The 19,927-nt window shown below is 56.7% G+C and carries 15 protein-coding genes; 8 read left to right on the top strand and 7 right to left on the bottom strand.

The window, feature by feature from the left end:
- Positions 1-23 precede the first annotated feature (23 nt).
- The 3 genes from ACHAC9_RS20635 to ACHAC9_RS20625 all read left to right on the top strand — a co-directional run bounded on the left by ACHAC9_RS20635 (position 24) and on the right by ACHAC9_RS20625 (position 2,414).
- The gene (locus ACHAC9_RS20635) at positions 24-1,307 is read left to right on the top strand and encodes a hypothetical protein (RefSeq protein WP_435762898.1); all 1,284 of its coding nucleotides are present in this window, start codon (positions 24-26) and stop codon (positions 1,305-1,307) included.
- A gap of 106 nt (positions 1,308-1,413) precedes the next feature.
- Positions 1,414-1,881, top strand: a complete 468-nt coding sequence (locus tag ACHAC9_RS20630) for a helix-turn-helix domain-containing protein (RefSeq protein ID WP_435762896.1) — start codon at positions 1,414-1,416, stop codon at positions 1,879-1,881.
- A complete protein-coding gene (locus tag ACHAC9_RS20625; RefSeq protein WP_435762894.1) occupies positions 1,878-2,414 on the top strand; it encodes an IS630 family transposase in 537 nt (178 codons plus the stop codon). Before ACHAC9_RS20630 ends, ACHAC9_RS20625 begins: the two co-directional genes overlap by 4 nt.
- Before the next feature lie 352 nt (positions 2,415-2,766).
- On the opposite strand, the gene ACHAC9_RS20620 is transcribed toward ACHAC9_RS20625, so the two are convergent.
- Positions 2,767-3,171, bottom strand: coding sequence for a DUF1249 domain-containing protein (locus ACHAC9_RS20620; protein WP_435762892.1), 405 nt, complete (start codon positions 3,169-3,171; stop codon positions 2,767-2,769).
- 1,151 nt (positions 3,172-4,322) lie between these two features.
- On the opposite strand from ACHAC9_RS20620, the gene ACHAC9_RS20615 reads away from it, so the two are divergent.
- Together ACHAC9_RS20615 and ACHAC9_RS20610 are read left to right on the top strand one after the other, a co-directional pair.
- A complete protein-coding gene (locus ACHAC9_RS20615; RefSeq protein ID WP_435762889.1) occupies positions 4,323-5,960 on the top strand; it encodes a peroxidase family protein in 1,638 nt (545 codons plus the stop codon).
- Between the two features lie 537 nt (positions 5,961-6,497).
- Complete coding sequence (locus ACHAC9_RS20610) at positions 6,498-7,592, top strand: FRG domain-containing protein (RefSeq protein WP_435762887.1); 1,095 nt, start codon at positions 6,498-6,500, stop codon at positions 7,590-7,592.
- 292 nt (positions 7,593-7,884) lie between these two features.
- Here the strand turns inward: ACHAC9_RS20610 and ACHAC9_RS20605 are convergent, their stop codons facing one another.
- Positions 7,885-8,820, bottom strand: a complete 936-nt coding sequence (locus ACHAC9_RS20605) for a nuclease-related domain-containing protein (RefSeq protein WP_435762885.1) — start codon at positions 8,818-8,820, stop codon at positions 7,885-7,887.
- 476 nt (positions 8,821-9,296) lie between these two features.
- Between ACHAC9_RS20605 and xdp1 the strand changes: the two genes are divergently transcribed.
- Positions 9,297-10,076 (top strand): exosortase-dependent surface protein XDP1, encoded by a 780-nt coding sequence (xdp1, locus tag ACHAC9_RS20600; protein WP_435762883.1) that lies wholly within the window; start codon positions 9,297-9,299, stop codon positions 10,074-10,076.
- A 40-nt stretch (positions 10,077-10,116) separates the two neighbouring features.
- Here xdp1 and ACHAC9_RS20595 read toward each other — a convergent pair whose 3' ends face one another.
- Complete coding sequence (locus ACHAC9_RS20595) at positions 10,117-11,145, bottom strand: TraB/GumN family protein (protein ID WP_435762881.1); 1,029 nt, start codon at positions 11,143-11,145, stop codon at positions 10,117-10,119.
- A 126-nt stretch (positions 11,146-11,271) separates the two neighbouring features.
- The gene (locus ACHAC9_RS20590; protein WP_435762879.1) at positions 11,272-12,306 is read right to left on the bottom strand and encodes a TraB/GumN family protein; all 1,035 of its coding nucleotides are present in this window, start codon (positions 12,304-12,306) and stop codon (positions 11,272-11,274) included.
- 228 nt (positions 12,307-12,534) lie between these two features.
- Here ACHAC9_RS20590 and ACHAC9_RS20585 point away from each other — a divergent pair, with 228 nt between their 5' ends.
- Together ACHAC9_RS20585 and ACHAC9_RS20580 are read left to right on the top strand one after the other, a co-directional pair.
- Positions 12,535-13,071, top strand: coding sequence for an LPP20 family lipoprotein (locus ACHAC9_RS20585; protein WP_435762877.1), 537 nt, complete (start codon positions 12,535-12,537; stop codon positions 13,069-13,071).
- On the top strand, positions 13,061-14,248 hold the full coding sequence (locus ACHAC9_RS20580) for a flagella assembly protein FlgT middle domain-containing protein (protein ID WP_435762874.1): 1,188 nt from the start codon (positions 13,061-13,063) through the stop codon (positions 14,246-14,248). The genes ACHAC9_RS20585 and ACHAC9_RS20580 overlap by 11 nt, the downstream gene beginning before the upstream one ends.
- Before the next feature lie 13 nt (positions 14,249-14,261).
- Here ACHAC9_RS20580 and ACHAC9_RS20575 read toward each other — a convergent pair whose 3' ends face one another.
- The 3 genes from ACHAC9_RS20575 to ACHAC9_RS20565 all read right to left on the bottom strand — a co-directional run bounded on the left by ACHAC9_RS20575 (position 14,262) and on the right by ACHAC9_RS20565 (position 19,891).
- Positions 14,262-15,749: a UdgX family uracil-DNA binding protein gene (locus ACHAC9_RS20575; RefSeq protein WP_435762932.1), complete on the bottom strand. Its 1,488-nt coding sequence runs from the start codon at positions 15,747-15,749 to the stop codon at positions 14,262-14,264.
- The gene (locus ACHAC9_RS20570; RefSeq protein WP_435762871.1) at positions 15,746-16,978 is read right to left on the bottom strand and encodes a putative DNA modification/repair radical SAM protein; all 1,233 of its coding nucleotides are present in this window, start codon (positions 16,976-16,978) and stop codon (positions 15,746-15,748) included. The genes ACHAC9_RS20575 and ACHAC9_RS20570 overlap by 4 nt, the downstream gene beginning before the upstream one ends.
- Positions 16,979-17,116: 138 nt before the next feature.
- Positions 17,117-19,891: a M16 family metallopeptidase gene (locus ACHAC9_RS20565; protein WP_435762868.1), complete on the bottom strand. Its 2,775-nt coding sequence runs from the start codon at positions 19,889-19,891 to the stop codon at positions 17,117-17,119.
- Positions 19,892-19,927 lie beyond the last annotated feature (36 nt).

The raw sequence follows: 19,927 nt of genomic DNA, 5'->3' as shown, positions 1-19,927 counted from the left end.
AAGTTAATAATCAGGAGCATGTCGTGTTAAAAGCAACCCGCACACTATATTTTTTCGCACTTTTAGCATTCAGTGTGCAGTGCCTAGCGGCGCCGACACAAGAGGAAGTTGACGCAGCAACACGGACGAAAGCTGTTGCAGAGGCCTCCCAAGCAACCGCAGATGCCACGAAAGCAACAGCAGATGCCCTGAAAGCAACTGCAGAGTCCAGAAAGGCCGTGGCCGAATTCGAAGTGGCAGAAGCTCGCGCAAAATTGGGGACGCTCGATCTTTCGAAACTCTCTGCAGTGACAGCTGAGGCAAAGACGCTCAACATTGAGGGAAACCTACTTGCATATGCATCAGTTCAGACATTAGCAAAGCAAATTGCAGCGTCCATTGCCCCTCATACCAAATCAAAAGTGGTGGTCCTCTTTACAGAAAATGAGTTGAAATTTATAGAGCAAGTACAACCTGTGTCGTCGAACCTTCAGGCCCTAGATATGGATATTGATAATCTCATTATCCCCAGGCTTGAGATTGATAACCCAAAATGTGCCGCAGACGAGGCCGGAGGCGGACCGGGCCTACTTGGATCGATCGACGTTGCGTCGCAAGTTCTTTCAGTTTTCAAAACTAATACTAAGTCAGAAGGAGTTGATGTCACCACTGACTCCTTCGCGCTCTCTGCTGCGGTAGCTGCCGAACTTAAGCAGGCCAAGGTACGAGTCGTATATCCACCACTATTTTCCCCCGGCTTAGCGTTGGGGGCGTACTCCAAATCAAATGTTGAGCAAGCTCTCGACAATATTGCAATGAAGGCCGGCCAGATTGACAGAATTCTTGCGAACATTGACAAGCAAAAAGACCAGGTCAAAAAACGCAAAGAAGCTATGAAGAAGCCGACCCCGCAATGTAAAAGTGCATTCGATAAGGCTGAGAAAACGCTAGAGCAGACCGAAGGTAAAGCCAATGCGCTTAAGTCAAGAGTGGAAAAGTATCTTACCTTGGCGAATTCTTTTGATGAAAAAACCGGAAAAACAATGCTGCAATCACTGGTCGCGGCGGAGGCACTTAGGAAAGCAGCAGCTGACGGCTATTTGTTGCAGATTAAACCAATTTCGGCCGGGGGAACGACGACAATCAAAACGTCATTCTTCAGGTCGAGTACCCGATTTAGCGGAGGTGCTATTGTTGCCTATATGCTCATAAGTGGTACTGATGGTGCCATTCTAGATAGCGGTGTTGTTGGTGCATATGGTGGCTACGTGAAGGCAGGCGAGCTGTCTTCTGGCATTGTGAATGCTGCTCAGTCACCAGAAAAGTAAGCACTGCAGAGAGCAGCATAACGAAAAGCATCTATTATGCAGCAACTAAGTAGTCGTCCATTTTTTGCTGTCAAAGTCGAATTGGCAATGCAGCAGGAGCTGAGCGATGAAACACTTGGAACTATCCGAGCACGAGCGACGCACACTGCGTGAGATGGGCGTTTTTCACCCGCACCCCAGGACACGGATGCGAGCTCAAGGAATTTTGCGGTTGAGCGAAGGATTGACCCTTCAAAAGACTGCTGACGAGTTCGGCGTGCATTTGAACAGCGTCGAGCAGTGGCGCCAGCGCTGGGGCAGGCTTGGGCTGGCCGGGCTTTACGAAGGGCGTCATACTGGCCGGCCGAGGAAGTGGACGCCCCAGCAGCAACAGGCTCTTGGCGAGCTGGCACAATCCGAAGGAGGAACCGTGGTCGCATTGCTGCGTCAGATCGAGCAAAGCCGAGACCATGCACCGATCAGTGAGAACACGGCCAAGCGGTATCTCAAGGAGATGGATTTCACTTACAAGCGCTATCGGTACAGTTTAAAAAAAAGCGAAATCAAGAGGCGTTCGAGCGCGCCAGCAAAGTGATAGGGGCGCTGGCCGGGCTCGATCAAGAGCAGCAATGCGAACTGCTGTATTTCGACGAATCCGGTTTCAGTCCGAATCCACCAGTGCAGTACGGCTGGAGCAGGATTGGCCAGACGCGCTCAGTCGAACCGTTGGCGCATCGGCAGCGCGTCAACGTGCTTGGGGCCTTGCGCCACGACGGCCAATTAACCTGGGCAACTCAGCAGCGACCGACCACACGCGACGACGTGATCATTTTTTTCGATCAAATTGCAGCCCAGCCGCACTCGGTTCCACGCGTCGTCCTGATCGATAATGCAGGGATTCATAAAGGTAAGCCCATGGAAAAGAAGCGCCGCCAGTGGGCCAGGCACGGGCTGTACTTGTACTATCTACCGCCCTACAGCCCAGAACTCAATCGTATCGAGATTCTGTGGAAGCACGCCAAGCATTTTTGGCGCCGCTTCGTCGCCAAAAACGGGGCGGACCTGCTTGACGAGGTTCAGTCCTTGATGAGCGGTTTCGGAAGCAAGTTCACAATAAATTTTGGATGACTACTTAGTTATAAGCAATGTGCGCGCACATCTTTGGCTTTGGGGGGACTGAGCGCCCATCCGGTAACTGGGGAGTGCCCCCAGCACCATTTTCATACAGCGTGCTGCAACGCCACCAGGAGCTTGTTGGTGCTGTAACGCAGTTCGTTGCCGAAGCCAAGCTGAGCGCAGCCGGCGCAAGCACGTACTATCAGCTGATCAAGGCAAAGCTGGGCCGAGAAATAATTTGCACGCCAGTCTGCTTGTAGGGGCTGGCAATGACGGCAGCCGCGTGACAACGCGTAGCATCTTGCCGCTCACATTCTGCTTCCGTCAACATAACAGCAGCGCTCGAGTATGAGCGTCGCGTCTGTCATCCCACGCATTCAGTATTCGGCTGGCCCCTGCCTTCTGCGATCATCTTGTTCAGCCACTGCTCAAGAAAATTGTTCAGTTCCGCCTTAGCAAGTGGGCTGAAGGCCATCAGTTCAGGACAAAACACCTTCCGCGAACCAAAACAGTCGGAGTAGGTGAGCACACCGACGGTTTCGGCAAGCAAGTACACCTCCACAGTAATGTCAGGGTCAGGTATTGCAGCGCCATGTAGCCGCTGGAGATAGTGGCTCATGCGAAGCACTAATCGATGCGGGTGCCGTTCGATCACGTCGACATAAACGTCGCTATGTCCAAGTGTCGTGAGCTTAACCGACTTGGCCATGCCAAGTAGATCTGGTAGAAGTTGAAGCAATTTCCTGTAATTGTTATGGTAAAGACTCATGAAGACTCGACATTGGTTTCAATTGGGATACCATCCTTGAGAAACGGCGCTTAGACAACGCAGGTTAAAGATATAGGTTGCTGTTTCGGAATCTGCAAAATTGCTGACCTTGGCCAAGATTCGCATAGAAGCAGTGGATGCACCCCACAGACTGAGCCGAATGGCGGAAGTCACGGCCACAGCTTCTTATAAGGCGGGTAAAGATGATCACAACCTGTAGGTTGATTCCGCGTGTTTCCTAAATGCGCGTCCGATTTCTGATAGCAAGTCCCATCTCTCTATCGCATTCATATCTCGTTCATTGCTGCACCGGGCCGAACCAAGTTTTGCTACGAAGCTAATTGGCAAGGTTCCAGTCCGGAATACACGCACGAGCTCCTATTTGCCAAACGGACAGGCCATGACCTAAGTTCGGGGTGCATGTCTCCCTGATGCTTCAAGCTTCGACTGCTAAACTTTTCTGAACAATTGCATCCGGAAAAATTAGCGTTCTTGATGACAAAATAATCCCTAACCAATTTCGTCATTAACCTAGGCAAACAAAAATGTATGATTTTTGCAACGACTCATAATTTTTATCGATAACTAACTTTTAGTGTGGTTTGTAACGTAGGATTAGACTCACAAGGACATCGCACGCAGTCCTAGTCGATGCATTTGCGCGATCCAATTAGTGGCTGAATCATATCGGCCAAATCGCAACAAGCTGAGATGCGTGTTAACGATTTACAACCACATGTGAGCCACGATGAACGTGATAAACGATATCTCCAAGTATGAAATAGTTCTCATGAGCAATGGGTTTGGGTGGATAGAGTTGCAGAACGAGGAGTTTACGGCTGGATACATTTACTTCGAGGACAACGGGGCTGACAGAATTGGCAATAAGTCTCTGCGAGGCGGCAAACCTCCTTATGTAGTGATGCACCAGCCGCTAAGTGCGTTACCAGCCTTACTTCATTTACTAGACAACCAAAAAAATCTACAAGTTTCCTTAGACGATGAATTTGCAGGCGGCGCCTTCCTCATGTCGGCAAATGCCAGCAGACTCTCCGCTGATGCGGAGGATCCACGCTTAATCCGAACTTAGTTCGCTCTTCTCGAACAGAGTAATCCTTCGTAACCGCAGGTTGTCCTGTAGAGGCCCGAAAATGACAAAGCGTCATCAGCGTAACTTTTTTTTCCTTGCCAACTTGAACCAAGTTCGCGGCGATACCGCGCGCCCGGCGACCGAGAGCGAAATCGAACGTGCGTTTCGATTTTCTGAGATTGTCACAACAAGTGCTCTACCAAATACTGATAGCTTGCTTGCGGCTCTCGCTGAAGAAATGATAAGCGGTCAGGAAACCGATGGCGATATTCCTGCCGGTTACACTTACTTGGGGCAATTTATTGATCACGATTTGACAATGGACAATACAGATGTCAAATTCGGAGCGAATGTAAGTGTTACGCAACTTCGGCAGGGTCGCTCACCCGCACTGGACCTAGACAGCTTATACGGGCTTGGACCTGATAAAGAACCCGTCTTCTACGACGATGATCGCGTAAAGTTGAAAGTAGGCCCAACGAAGGAATCAGCACCACCCGATCATCCCGTCGCTTCAATCGCTCTCGATAAGTTTGATCTGCCTCGAAAAGGGAACTCTACAGCAGATCCTGAGGAGGTACGTAAGGCCCAAATTCCAGACCCGCGGAATGACGAAAATCTCATTGTAGCTCAAACGCATTTGGCATTTATACGGTTTCACAACGCAGTTTGCGAAAAACTTGCGCCGTCAACTCCAAGTCTGCTGCTATTTAGTAATGCCAAGGAGGTTGTTGTTAAGCACTATCAATGGATGGTGCGTTTCGACTTCTTGCCCAGAATCGTCGACAACGCCATATTGGACGACGTTTTCACAAATGGCCGGAAAATCTTTGAGGTCGATGCCGTTGCCTCACCAACGATGCCTATTGAGTTCTCCGTTGCAGCGTATCGTCTGGGACATTCTATGATCCGCGACCAATACAATTGGAACGCAATTTTCGGGGTCGGAGGAGCTTTTGGCGACATCGGGACACTCGATAATATCTTTCGATTCTCGGCAACTAGTGGAAATTTATCCCCTGGATCGAATATCGATAACCCTATCGACGGTTCATTCGAAAGACTGCCTACCAATTGGGTAGCAGATTGGCCTCGACTCTTTGATTTTGTCGGCGACGGCATGCCGGATTTGGCACCCGAAGGGGGACTAAATTTTGCTAGAGCAATCAATATCAGACTTACTAATCCGCTTAAGACTCTACCTCTTGGTGCCTTTGGAAGCCGCGCCGCGCAGGTCTCCGATCTAGACCGAAATCTAGCTTTTCGGAACTTAGTGCGTGGCCGTATGGTCGGCTTAGCAACGGGGCAAGAAATGGTCAATCGAATACAGGCTTCCGTGCCGGGGTCGCCGCCTCCACTCTCCGCAGATCAAATTTTGGGAACCGAACTGGCAAATTTGACAGATTCGCTACGTGCAGAATTGGTAGAACGAACTCCATTATGGTTTTATATCCTACGGGAGGCAGAACTAAATAACGGTAGGTTAGGAAGCGTCGGAGGACGAATTGTTGCCGAAACTTTTCACCGTGCTATTGAAGGCAGTTCTATTTCATTTATTAGAGATCCATCATTTAGGCCGTCATTGGGACCAGATAGCGACACGTTCCGAATGACCGACTTACTTCGTGTGGCCTACGACGCAACATTAGGTGAAATGCGGCCTCTATCAATAGGTGCTGGTAGACCCCTTGCACGTTAGACGTATGTGAAAACCTGTGGCGTATAACGAGGTTATTCCACAGGATTTTAATGAACATCGTGCGCGCTGCCCCCTGGGTCACATTACTTTCTAGGGATGTTTGGGCGAGCGAGTTAAATCTTAAGCGCATAGCCCATTTCCGATGCTAATACTGACAATAGATCGCGCTCGTTCGATAAATTCATTGAATTACGGAAGCACGCCAAGTCCGATTTCGATACATTCTACTGTCGCCATCTTGACCGCAGGAAAGTTGTTCTTGACGAATCGGCGCAGAAGAATTCGCGGTTTCGCACGCCAATATTTGACTAGTGGGATGGCATATTCCACTTGCTCCACTTTAAGAATTCGTATCACGCCTATGCCGCATCAGTGGATGCTAATATGTACGTCGATTTTGAACTGCTTATGCAATGTGCGCGTTACGCCTCGGTAAATAGAGACTATTTTAAAAAGCGGTCAAGATGCAGTCTAATTGAGCTAACCTGAAGTCTCTAGAAACCTCGAGTTACTAGGATTCGAGCCAAGGAAAGACATATGGATAAGGACGCAGCAAAAAAATATTTTGAGAACGATCGGGATCGCGCTTCAGGAGTGAAGGAGATTGAAGTTGATTGTTTATGGGAAGCGGATAATCCACAACAAGCTTTGTCATGGTTGCGCTGGCACTTATATTGGCCCGCCACAATAGCGGATGCTACCGAAATCTCTGGCGCGTCCCAACTCCGTATACAACATCGTGCTTTCTTTCGCGGACATGGCGACGCACAATGGCAATTAATGCCATCGCTGCATCGTTTGCAGGGTGCCGAACAGCTCAAAGCGGCAGCAGCTACGCGTTTAGCAACACAAGTCATAAAGGTTGAGTTCGACCTTCTGTGGTCGAGAGACGGCACCCAGGCTTGGCCCCCTTTGGCAAGTCATTCAGCAATCGCTGCAGCGCAGCATTATCAATTTGCGACCACACTTCTAGACTGGAGTGCGAGTCCTGCCGTAGCGGTTCATTTTGCAACTTGTCGAAATGAAGATAAGATTTCACCCCAAGCTTCAGTTCATTGGTTCACGTCCGGAGATGCCGAAGATCTAGGCATAAAGTTTGTGCTGCCTCCTATCTATGTAGAAAGACTCTACAGGCAGCGAGGCATATTCACTGATATGACCCCTGAAATTTCTAAAACGTTGGAATCCAAAGCTAAGAAGATTGTTTTTCCGGGCTGGCCAAAGCTTTCCGTGTTATTTACAGAAAATGGCAGCCAAACTTTTGAAGCAGAGTTGATGCCAAGCGATGCTTGGTTCGAAAACCTGCGCAGATGGTCAATAGAAAATGCGGGTGGCACTATGCAGGATTGGCCCGCAGAGATGTTGAATCTGGACTTTATACGGCAATATGGGCATCACCCTGCCGTACTCGATTTCAGTGAGATCCAAGCAATGTTTGAGGGAGGAATTCAGGCTCTGCCTATGGTTGCATTTATAGATGAATTCGCCCGTCGTATAAATCGCTTTGGTACTTGTTACGATCCTCGCGTCTTGGATCTTATTGAACGAAACAATTCAGAGCTGCTTCATTGGTTTCGCAAAATTGGGGTTACCTTTCCAAAATGCGGAAAAACTGTTCAGCCTCTTCCTTAAGATAAGCGTGCTGTGTAGCTAAACAGTGATGATGATCTACAATCTTTAAAGATATCGAAGAGTAAGGTTTTCTACCGATACGCAGAGACGAGCACATTGTCCCGCTCTCGCGCGCGAGCTGCCAACGGTGCGGATTTATCATGCCAAAACCTTGGACTTACCGGCATATGAAAGCACGGATCGGTAGAAATGCTAACAGAGGCAATGAATAGTACTTCTAGCTTGGAGGCAGTGCAATTACATGCCGCAATGCATTAACACCGCGGTATGATCGAGAACATGTAGTCGCTTCTTACACCTTCGTCTGGCAAGCGCGGCAGTAAGCCTTCCCGCTAAATCTGGATTTATTGTTCCAACAATATTTCGCTACAACACTTGCGATGGAAGTTTTGCAATTCGCACAAAAATATTCAGTTTCAGTTTTTCTTTGTAACGCCTCTAAAGCAATGGCATTTTCCTGCTCAGCATGCACCGGATCAACTGGTTTCTTGCTGAGCAATGCTGGCCTCAGTTCAAACCTTTTAATGTAATCAACACGGCTTGGTTTGTGTAATGAAAGCAGCTTTTCACCAAGATTTTTAACTGTATCACTAGAGCATACCTTAAGAATTCCAACCGTATCTTTCAGCGTCATCGCGTCCATTTTTTTATGATACCAAGAAAAGAACTGATCGAGTTTTATTATTGACGCGTCTAAGTCAGCAAGTTTCTGGCGATTTATAATCGCTTTAGGCGAAACGAGGACTACAGAATTGAATGAAGGCTGTAACGTGATACCAAGCCGCTTCGGCAGTCCGATTTCCTTGAATGCATCCTTCAGTACAGATATGTGTCGTGCATTTTGCTCTACCGGAGAAGGAATACCAACCTCTTTCCCTTCATAGAATGTCGAGAATTCGCCTCTATCATTGATCGACAGCCCGGTGCTAAACGTCTTCGTTTCTATTACAAAAACTTCCAAAGCTCTGTTCATCAAAATATGATCGATCTGAGCCACGCGGCCGCCAATCTCAAGACGAAGATCATGGATGACAAATAGATTTTTACTTGGTACTGCATAGAAATCGATCTCGAATGCGGCCTGTTTTTCGGTTGCAATCCCAATCGAGAGGCTTCGCAGTTCCCTCTCGATTAATTGCCTCTTTTCAGCAGGCACACGCTCGTGAGAAAGCAGGTTCTGAAGGATTGCGATCTGCGACTCTTTGTAGTCTGCGCTTTTGATGAGCATATTTACCTGAGCTAAGTGCTAATACAATATTGCATTGTATCAACGCCAGGTTGCTGTGTGGCTGGTTCAGATGTGTTTGTGGCGGAAAGTCACAGATGGCACCACAACAGCTTTTCGGCGTGGAAGTGGGGTCGAAAATGTGATGGCAACTAACCCCTTGATCTTGTTGGTTTTTTGGTCAAAGAGAGGTTTGCGTCGGCAGAGACGCGCATGAACAGTGGTTGTTCTTGATGTGGCGGGGCTTGGGAAGCTTCTGCTCTACCATTGAGCTACACCCGCGTTGCCTGCATTCTACGCGTGTTTGCGCGCCCTTGCCAACTTGGCAGTCCGTCATCTCGACGGTCTAATCTGTGTACTACACGCAACTATCACCAAAATTATTGAGGAAAAACAAGTTTAATTATCAAACTCGCCTTTTTTGTTGTATCATGTTAATTAACATATCTTAACAGAAACAATAAATCCCGAGGGAAACCATGACACTGAACCATTTCAGCTCGCTCGCATTCACATTCGCCATCGTAGCAGCACACGGCGTGGCACAAGCTGGCGCAATCACTTTTAACGAGTCGACTTGCCTGTCCGGCAGCGCCAGTGCAACCGCATTCAGCTGCACAACGAAAGTCGCCGGAGTCAACCATACCGCATCGGCATCGGCATGGTCTGCACCGACCACCGGAAACTTCGCTGGTGCATCGATGGTCTATTATCCCTATGCTGGTATTGGGGTTGTCGCCAAAGGCGAATCCACGAGCGGCTCGCAGCATGCAACCGACAACAATGGCGGCACCGATGCATTCCTGCTCAACTTCGGTTCCTCCAACTTCGCGTTGAACCAGATTTCGATCGGCTGGCGTGACGGCGACGCTGACGTGAGCATCTTGCGTTATACCGGCAAACAAGCGCCGTCCCTCGGCAACAGCACGGTGGCCAACCTGGACAGCGCGGCAGGCTGGGAGTGGGTCGGGGATTATTCGTCGCTGCAGACAAACAGCACGCTCAATTTCAATAATAATGGCAATGTCAAGACCGCCGCCTGGTGGCTTGTCAGCGCGTACAACTCCGCATATTCGACCGTTCCGGTGTCTGGAACCTTTGGCGACAGCAACGATTACTTCAAGCTCAACGGCTTTGGCGGCAACCTCGTCGCCGTGACGCCGCCGCCGAGCGATGTCCCGGAACCTGGCACCTTCGCCCTGTTTGGCATCGCACTGCTCGGCTTTGCTGCTGCCCGCCGCAAGTTCCAGGCAAAATGATCGACCAAGGCCGGCGCACGCACCTGCGCCGGCCTGCCATTTATTTCGGCGCCTCGACCGTATAGCCTTTCGCCTGCAGCGTTGCAATGACGCCTTTTGGGTGAAGGATTTCCTTGATGTGCAAGACGGTAAAGGTGCTCTGGTTTGTCGCAAGCGCCTTTTCGGCGGCAGCGACCCAACGCGCCAAGGCAGTCTCCTGCGCGGTCTTCAGTTCAGGCTGATTCCTTCCAAGCGAACCCGAACTCAGTGCGTGGATGCAGGCGTTAGCCCGGTCATCGAAATTGAGTGTGCGAATCTCGTCCAGATTGCCGATTGCCCAGGCATTGGCATGGGCACGCATCGCCTCCACGTCGGTGTCGAGGCTTTCAATGGTTTTCAATAGACAAGGTGCATCGTCCATTGCCGACTTCTTGAACTCGCGCGCCGCCTTGCCAGGGTCCTTGATGGCAACGCGATAGCTTGCGTCCGTAAATTTTAGATTGTGCTTCTCTGCAAGCTTTCCGATTTTTACTCGCACCTCGTCGCCTCCCGAGAGCCCGGCCTGCTTCAGCGCGCGGCGGTACAGTTCTCCAGCGACGAAGGTGGGGCGCTCGCGTTCGATGCCGCTGTCGTTGCCGAAATATTTTTCTTTCAAGGGCTGCCAGCGTGCGTAAACCTCCGGCGGCAAAACGTCTTTCAGCTCGGCGCCGTCCGGATTCTTTTTGATTCCGATCAGGAAGGGCACCGCAGCCAGGCCGCTCCAGCCCACCTCCATCGAAAAACCCGGCGGCTTCAGGTACTCCTGGGACGTCGCGATCACCCTCTCGACCTTGCTTGAGCGCCATTCGATCGTTGCCGGGAGCGGCGAGTAGGTGCCGAACACCCACATGACATGGTCGTCCTTCGACACTTTCCACAAACCCGGCCCCGGGCGGCTGCCGGAAACGAGCACGGTTTGCGGGACCGCCTCGCCGTCTTCAAGCGTCGGCATGGCCGCTACCGCTGGTGGCCCGGCAGGGGCCTCGGTCTGTGCCCATGCCGGCAAGCTCAGGAAACACAGGGTGAGGACAGGTAATACGCGCTTGAACATCGTGACATTCCTTGTTTCGGTCAGACAAAGGCAGGCAGTAAATAGTACGCAAGCACGGCTGTGGCCAGGAGAGCGAACCGCCGCATATGCCATCATGGCAGGCGCGTCGGCGTAGCGGCGCCCGTCTTATTTCGGCGGCTCGACCGTATAACCCTTGGCCTGCAGCGTCGCAATTACGCCTTTTGGGTCGAAAATATCCTTGAGCGAAACGACTGCGAAGGTACTGGTGTTCGCAGCCAGCGCTTTTTCCGCAGCGTTGACCCAGGCCGTCGTGGCAGTTTCCTCCAAGGCCTTGAATTCCGGCTGGTTTTTGGCGAGCGAACTGGAGCTCAAGGCTTGGGCGCAGGCAGTACGCTCGCCGTAGTTCAGCTTGCGGATGTCGTCGATGTCGCCGACCGCCCAGGCATTCGCGCGCGCACGCATCACGTCCAGTTCGCCTTCCAGACGTTCGATGGTCTTGATCAGGCAGGGCACGTCGTCCATCGGCGATTTCTTGAATTCGCGTACCGCCTTGGCCGGATCCTTGATCGCGAACTGGACCGAAGCGTTCGTCACCTTGACCTTGTGTTTTTCGGCCATCTGGTCGATGGTCTTGAGAATCGCGCTGCCGCCGGTCAGGTCCGCCTGCTTCAGGGCGCGGCTCCATAACTGGCCGGCGATGAAGGATGGGCGCTCACGCTCCACATCGTCGTCGTTATCGAAATACCGCTGCTTGAGCGGTTGCCAGCGTGCGTACACATCGGGCGGCAGCAGGTTCTTCAACTCGCCATCGGGATTTTTCTTGATGCCGATCAGGAAAGGCAGTGCAGTGATGCCGCTCCAGCCGACACCGAAGCCCGCTCCCGGCGGCTTCAGGTATTCCTGGGAATTCGCGAGGACCTTCTCGACCCCACGCGAGCGCCATTCCATCTTGTTCGGCAGCGGAGAATGCGTGCCGAACACCCACATCACATGGTCGCCTTTCGACACCTTCCACATACCCGGCCCCGGGCGGCTGCCGGACACCAGCACCGTTTGCGGTACCTCTTCCACCCCGTCCGGAATCGTTGCGCCCGCCTCGGCTAAGGGGGCGGCCGGCACGCCGGCCGGGGCGTCGACTTGCGACCAGGCAGGCAAGCTCAGCAAGCACAGGGTCAGCGCGGGTACAAGACGTTTCAACATGAGGGCATCCTTCTGGTTGTTAGCTGAAGGATATTGTGTTGCCACCAAGCGATATAAGCAAGAAACAAGATGTTACAAGAGCCATATGCATGCATGATATCTCATGGGAGACACCCACTCCTTCCCAAGATAAATATTTCCATACGCCCATCAAGATCCGGCCGCAATGGTCGTTATCCAGACTGATAGCGCGTCGTATGCGCGCCTGCACTTACTACCGGATCCATCATGAAACTCGTTGCCGCCTTCGTCTTTGCCGCTGCCTCGCTGCTCTCTGCCTGCGGCACGGTGCGCCTGTCCAAACCGGTCCCCGTGCACCAGCCGGCGATCGTCACCCTGAACGCCATCGGCTATGGCGCCGTCAACCTGGCTGCCTGCGATGGCCAGTGCGCCCGCGTCGCGCCGGCCCAGCGTAAACTGCTGGCCATGCGCGCCGCGCGCCTGGATGCCTACCGCGCCATGGCCGAGCAAGTGTATGGCCTGCGCATCGAAGGCGGCAGCACGGTTGGCTCGCTGGCGCTGAAGGACGACAGTTTCAAGGTGTATATTGACGCCTTCATCCGTGGCGCGCGCGTGACGAATAACGTCCAGCGCGAAGACGGCACCTATGAGACGACCGTGGAGATGGATTTCGACACGAATGCGGCCCAGTCCCAGGCTCCTTCCCCGCGCGCTGCCCCGGCAGTGGCGAAGAACGCCCGCACCCTGGTGGGCAACGCCGCTCCCGGCGCTGCCTACGGCGCGTCGTTCTACCATGCCCAGTAAATTCCGTCCCATCGGCGCCGCCTTGCTGGCGCTGCTGCTCAACGTTTTTTCTTCTCCCGCATTTGCCGCCCCGCTGGAGGCCGAAGGTGTCGCTTCGATCCCCGACGGCGGCCTGGCACGCGCGCGGCAAGTGGCGATTCGCGACGCCCTCGAGCAGCTGGGCCTGCGTAGCGGCGCCCGCGTCGATGTCGCCGCCGGCGCTTCCACCGGCGGCAAGACCTTTGAAAGCAGCCGCGTCCAGCCGACCGCCGACTTCGAGCGCTATACGGTGCTGCGCGAATGGCAGACCGGCGCCCTGCTGCACGTGCGCATCGCCGTGAAAGAAGAGGACGCGCGCCCGCGCGGCAGCGTCCATCTCGGCTACAAGAAAAAAATCGTCGTCACCCCCTTCCACGTGCGCCGCTCGCCCCAACTGGACGACGTCGACGACGTCGCCATCCGCCTGCCGCAGGAACTCCTGCGCCGGATGGCTGCCTCCGGCAAATTCCTGGGCAAGGAAAGCGCGTACGTGATCTCGCCCGGCCTGAGTGGCCCGAGCGCGGACACGGCCGCCGTGCGGCGCTTGGCATCGATGTACGAGAGCCAGTTCGTGGTGTCGGGCGAGATCATTGATGCCGGCAATTTCGAACAGCCTGCCTATTACGGCCTGATCAAGAAAGACGCGCGCCGCATCGAGCTTGCCTTTTATGTGCACGATGGCCTGACCGGGGTGCTGCTCGCACGGCGTACGGCGCTGGTGGAGCAAGTCGGCGAGCGCCGCGTCGGGCGCGACAAGCCTTTCGGCAGCGCCAGCTTTGCCGCCACACTGTTTGGGGGTGCCATCCTGCGCGCGCTCGATGAGGGCATCGCCGCCATCTCGGCCGACATCGGCGCCTTGCCGTTCATGGCGAAGGTGGTGCAGGTGCAAGGCGAGCGGATTTTCATCGATGCCGGCAGCACCGCGTCGGCGGCGCCGGGGGACCAGCTGGTGATTTATCGCCTCGATCCGCGCCAGCAGGTGCACGGGGCCGATCCGCGGGTGCCGCTCGGGACGCTGGAGGCGCCAGTCGGAACCTTGTCGATCGTGCAGGTGCAGCCGGGGTTTGCGATCGGGACGGTGACGCCGCCGGCGGCTGCGAGGCAGGTCAGCGCGGGCGATATGGTGCGGTTCGATGTGGCGGTGATGCCCGGGCGGTGATGATTGGGCAAGCTCAACCGGCCGCAGGCTCTTGCGGGGGCCTTTCTACCAGCTGCTGCGCCAATTTCAGTCCATCCACCATCACATTGAACGCCTGGCGCTTCGTTTCTTCATCAGGCACACGCAGGATGTACGAGGGGTGATAGACAGTCACGACCCAATGGTCCCCGTGCCGGATCGCCTTGCCGATCGACTCGCCCAGCTTCGCACTGCCATTCCCGAGCACGGCCTTCAGCGCCGTCGCGCCCAAGGCCACGATGACCTTCGGTGTCACTGACGCCAGCTCCTTCTCGAGCCAATAGCTGCAGGCCTCCACTTCCTTCTGCGCCGGCGTCTTGTGCAGGCGCCGCTTGCCGCGCGGCTCCCACTTGAAATGTTTTACTGCGTTGGTGAGATAGATCTCGCGCCGCTCCAGGCCCGCCGCCTCGAACACCCGGTCCAGCAGCTTGCCGGCAGGCCCAATAAAAGCCTTGCCGGCCAGGTCTTCCTGGTCGCCCGGCTGCTCGCCCACCAGCATGATCCGGGCCTTCTTCGGTCCTTCGCCGCCGACGGCTTGCGTCGCGTGCTGCCACAGTTCGCAGCGCCGGCATTCGTCGAGCTTTGACGGTTGCTGGCGCTCGGGCTGGGCGTCGGCGGGGGCGATCGGGATCGTGAAGCCGCTTTTTTTCCCTACCGCCTGCGCCTGGCCGGTGCTGCGCGCCCCCAGCTCGGCGTTGCTGACCATGCTCGGGACGATCGCGCCTTCCGGCAGGTTCTTCCAGAAGCGCGATGGAATATGGCTTTGCATCAGCTGGGCGTTGACGCGCGCGGGATTGAAGATGCTGCGGTAGTAGGTCAGCCAGAGCGCCTCGCCGGCGTCGTCCAGGTCGGCCGCGCTCGACATCAGGGGACCGGTGTGGTGCAGCGTGGCGCCATCCCACATGACGCTGGCTTCAGGCGTGCCGATCATCCAGGTGACGCCGCCCATGCGGTTCACAAAATGATCCGCCACTTGCGGCAGCACGTCGTGGCGCGGCTCGAACCAGGCGGCGAAGCGCGGCGGGCCAAGTTCCTGGGGACGCTCGCGGAATCGAATATACGCATGCATGTCGTGCTCCTCGCGGCGCACCGCCTTGACCATCGCAGCCAGTTTGACGCCGTCGACGTCGGCCGGCGACTGCACGTCGTGCTCGCCGCGCTGCCAGCGCCAGATCACGCGGTACAGGAAGGCCCAGCGGTCTGGTACGCGGCAGCAGGCGGCCGACTGCAGCATGTCCATCAGCGCGCGTGGAACATGCGGCGCCTGTTTTACCGGGGCGACCCCGGCAGGCGCATTATCCGTAGGCTCGCCCGCGTCCGGCGCACCCGAGAACAAGTCGGCAGCCAGGGCGCCCGCCTCGTTCCAGGTCACCAGTTCCGGGGCCACGTCGTGCATCAGGAGGTCGCGCGCGGCGCTGCGCCATTCGGAAAAGCTGGACACCACCAGCGGCTGGCCGGCGGCAACGAGGGCCGCGGCGTTCATGCCGCCTGCAGCTCGGGCCACAGGTTCATCTGCTCGGCCGGCGCCCCCAAATGGCGCCGCAGCAGGTCGGAACTGGCCAAGCCCTGGGCCGGCTTGTAGTCGGCGGTGACGACGAAGGGCGCGATCTTCTTCATGCTGCAACGCAGGCGCGACAGATCTTCCCAGCGGATGCGGCGAAGGCGGCGCAGGTCGACGATGCGCTTGGCGTTGCGCAGGCCGATGCCGGGCACGCGCGCGATCATCGTTTCCTCGGCGCGGTTCAGGTCCATTGGAAAATGGTCGCGGTTGGCCAGCGCCCAGGCCAGCTTGGGATCGATGTCGAGCGCCAGGTTGCCGGCCGCCGGCATCAGTTCGCCGGAGGTGAAACCGTAACTGCGCAACAGGAAATCGGCCTGGTACAAGCGGTGCTCGCGCAGCAGCGGCGGCGGCGCGAGCGGCACGCTGTCCGGGCTTTGCGGGATCGGACTGAAGGCCGAGTAATACACGCGCTTGAGTTTATAGCTGCCGTACAGGGTCTCGGCCGTGTTCAGGATGGTCTGGTCGTCGCTGGCGTCGGCGCCGACGATCATCTGCGTGCTTTGCCCGGCGGGGGCGAAGGCCGGCGCCTTCGGCTCCTCTGCCTTTTCGTCGAGCTTGCGCCGGATCGAACCCATCGCCAGTTTAATGGTGCGGACGTTCTTTTCCGGCGCCAGGCGGGTGACGCTGTCGTGCGTGGGCAGCTCGATGTTCACCGACAGGCGGTCGGCATACAGGCCGGCCTCGGCGATGAGCGCGGGGTCGGCATCGGGAATCGTTTTGAGGTGGATGTAGCCCCGAAAATTGTGCACTTCGCGCAGCTCGCGCGCGACGGCGACCATCTGCTCCATCGTGTAGTCGCTCGACTGGATGATGCCGGAGCTCAGGAACAAGCCGTCGATGTAGTTGCGCAGGTAAAAATCGTGCGTCAGCTTGACGACTTCAGCCACCGAAAAGCGCGCGCGCGGCACGTTCGAGGTACGGCGGTTGACGCAGTACTGGCAGTCGTAGACGCAGAAATTGGTGAGCAGGATTTTCAGCAGCGAGACGCAGCGGCCATCCGGCGTATAGCTGTGGCAAATGCCCATGCCCGTGGTGGCGCCGATACCGCCGTCGCTGCCATCGGACGCACGCTTGGGCGCCCCGCTGCTGGCGCAGGAGGCATCGTATTTGGCGGCGTCCGCCAGGATTTCGAGCTTGTCGGAAAGTTTCATCGGGATGGAGAAACTGTATGGATGTACAGTTTATCTCAGCCGGGGCAGGGGCGGCGCGCGCGAACGATTGGCGGCGGGACAAAGGCGGTTCGCGGCCGCAATCCACCACAACAAGGGTAGATAGCGGCCGCGATTGATTTACCTCACCGGCTTGCCGTCCTGATCGAGCACGACGACTTCACCCCAGCCCAGCGAACGGATCCCGGCTTCGACCTTGCGCAAGTCGCCGATCACCATCCAGACGACATTATCCGGCTGGACGAATTTGCCGGCGGCCTGGCCCAGCTGGGGTGGCGTCAAGGCCTTCAGGTTGGCCGAATAAACGCTCCAGTAGTTTTCCGGCAGGTTCAGGTTGACGCTCGCCAGCGCCGCGCTTTCCAGCGCGGCCAGGGTTTCGAAGCGGCCGGCCAGGCGCGAGGTCATGTTGCGCATGATGCTCTCGTATTCAGGACCCACCAGCGGACGCGCACCGGCCACGCCCTTCACTTCCTTCGCCACTTCACGCATCGCCTCGACCGTCTTGTCGGTCTGCACCGGCGCCATCGTGATGAAGCTGCGCTGGCCGCGCACTTCGGAGAGGCGCGCGTTGGTGCCGTAACTCCAGTGCTTGTCCAGACGCAGGTTGCGGTTCAGGCGCGAGGTCGCGATGCCGCCGAAGTTGTGCATCACCGGCTCGATTGCCAGGTCTTCCGGCTGGCCGTACGGCAGCGACAGGTGGGCGGCGACGATGGTCGATTGCGGCGCGTCCGGCTTGTCGATCAGGTACACCTTCTTGCCGGCCGTGTTACCGGCACCGGCCACCACCTTGGCGGGGGCTGTCCCGGTTTTCCATTGTCCGAACGAGGCTTCCAGTGCCGGCAGCAGCTTCTCCATCGTGGTATCGCCGGCGACGATCAGGGTCGCGCTGCCGGGGCGGAACCAGCTGGCATGCCACTGCGCGAGGTCGTCGCGCGTGATGCCTTCGACGCTGCCCGTGGTGCCGCTGGCAGGCTTGCCGTAGGCGTGCTCCTGGCCGTACAGCAGGGCCGGCATGACGCGCATGGCGAGGCTGTTCGGCTGCGCCTTTTCCTGGCCGATCTGGGCCATGCGGCGCGATTTCTGCAGCGCGAACTGGTCTTGCGGGAAGCTCGGGGCCAGCGCGGCGTCGGCCATGATGGCCAGCGACGGCGCCAGATTGGCGGAGGTGGCCTGCAGGCGCACCAGCGACTGGTCGGCGCTCGAGGCGCTCGACAGGCGCGCGCCCAGGTTTTCCAGCGCGTCCGACAGCGCAAAGGCGTCGCGCGACCTGGTGCCCTTGTCGAGCAGGTCGAGCGCGAGCGAGGCGGCGCCGGCCTTGGCGCTGCTGTCCGATGCCGTGCCGGCGTCGACCGCCAGCGTGGCATTCACGATCGGCGCGGTGTGGCGCTCGAGCAGGATCACTTTCAGCCCATTTTTAAGCTGGGCGCGCTGCATCGTGGGGAATTTCACATCCGGCGCTTCGCCCAGGCTTGGCAGCACCTTGCGGTCGATGCTCGATTTGACGCTGGCCAGTTTCGCGAACGGACGCACCGTCATCGTGTAGTGGTTCGAACGCAGCCAGCGGTTGCCGGCGGTTTTCACCTCGAGCGAGGTGGCCTTGGCCAACTGCTCGAGGCGCGTGAGATACGCGTCGGGCGAGCCGCCATAGGTCATGCTCTCGGCCAGCACGTCGGAACGCCCGCCGAGACCGCCCAGGCGTTCCAGGCTGCGCGAAAAGTCGGACAGGGTACGCGTTTTTACGCGCGCAAGTTCTGCCGCGGTGGGGCCTTTCGCCAGCAGCTCGGCGACGATGGCGTCGATCTCGCGTTCCACTTCGAGTGGATCGGCGCCCGGCTTGACGGTAGCGACGATGCTGAACGTGCCGGAGAGTTCCGCGTCGTTGACGGACGCGTTGACGCTGGTCGCCAGGCCCTTGTCGTAGACCAGGCGTTTATCCAGGCGCGCACTCTTCGATCCGGCCAGCACTTCGGCCAGCAGCGCCAAGCGCGGGGTGTCGGCATCCTTCCAGTTCGCCACATGCCAGCTGCGGTAGACGCGCACTTGCGGCACATGGTCTTCCATCTCGTCGCGGATGTTGCGCTCGAGCGTAGGAATCCAGGTGTCGGTGCGCGGCAGCGGTGGACCCGGCGGAATCGCGCCGAAGTATTTGTTGACCAGCTCTAGCGCACGCTCCGGCGTGATGTCGCCGGCCAGCGAGATGACCGCGTTGTTCGGCCCATAATAAGTGCGGTACCACTCGCGGATGTCTTCCAGCGAGGCAGCCGACAAATCCTCCATGCTGCCGATGGTCGACCACGAATACGGGTGCGAGTACGGATACATCTTGGCGCCGATCTCGTTGCGCACGCGGCCATACGGCTGGTTCTCGCCCTGGCGCTTTTCGTTCTGCACCACGCCGCGCTCGCGCTCGAGCATCTCCTTCGAGATGTAATTGCCGAGGAAGCCCATGCGGTCCGATTCGAGGAACAGGGTGCGCTCGAGCGCCGACACCGGCACGTCTTCGAAGAAGTTGGTGCGGTCGGTATTGGTGGTGCCGTTGCGGTTGTTCGCGCCCAGGTCGTCCATCGCTTCGCGGAAACCGTGCGGGTAATTCTCGGAGCCGTTGAAGAAGAAGTGCTCGAACAGGTGCGCGAAACCGGTCTTGCCGCGCTTCTCGTTGCGCGAACCGACGTGGTACCACACGTTCACGCCGACGACCGGCACGCTGTGGTCTTCATGCACGACCAGCGTCAAGCCGTTCGGCAGCACGAATTTCTTGTAGTTGATCGTGTAGGCCTTGCGGTCGAACGTGAATGTGGCAGCGCTTGCGGTAGCGGCGGCGGCGGCGGCGTGTACAGGCAGCGCGGCGGTCGTTGCGAAGGCGAGGGCCAGCGCGGCGAGAAGCGGTTTTTTCATGGGTCTCCGTGGGGCGGTGTGGTTATTGTGGCGGTA

The organism is Massilia sp. CMS3.1 (assembly GCF_051262535.1).
In the GTDB taxonomy this organism is placed as follows: domain Bacteria; phylum Pseudomonadota; class Gammaproteobacteria; order Burkholderiales; family Burkholderiaceae_D; genus Telluria.
This window is presented reverse-complemented; position numbering and strand designations above follow the sequence as displayed.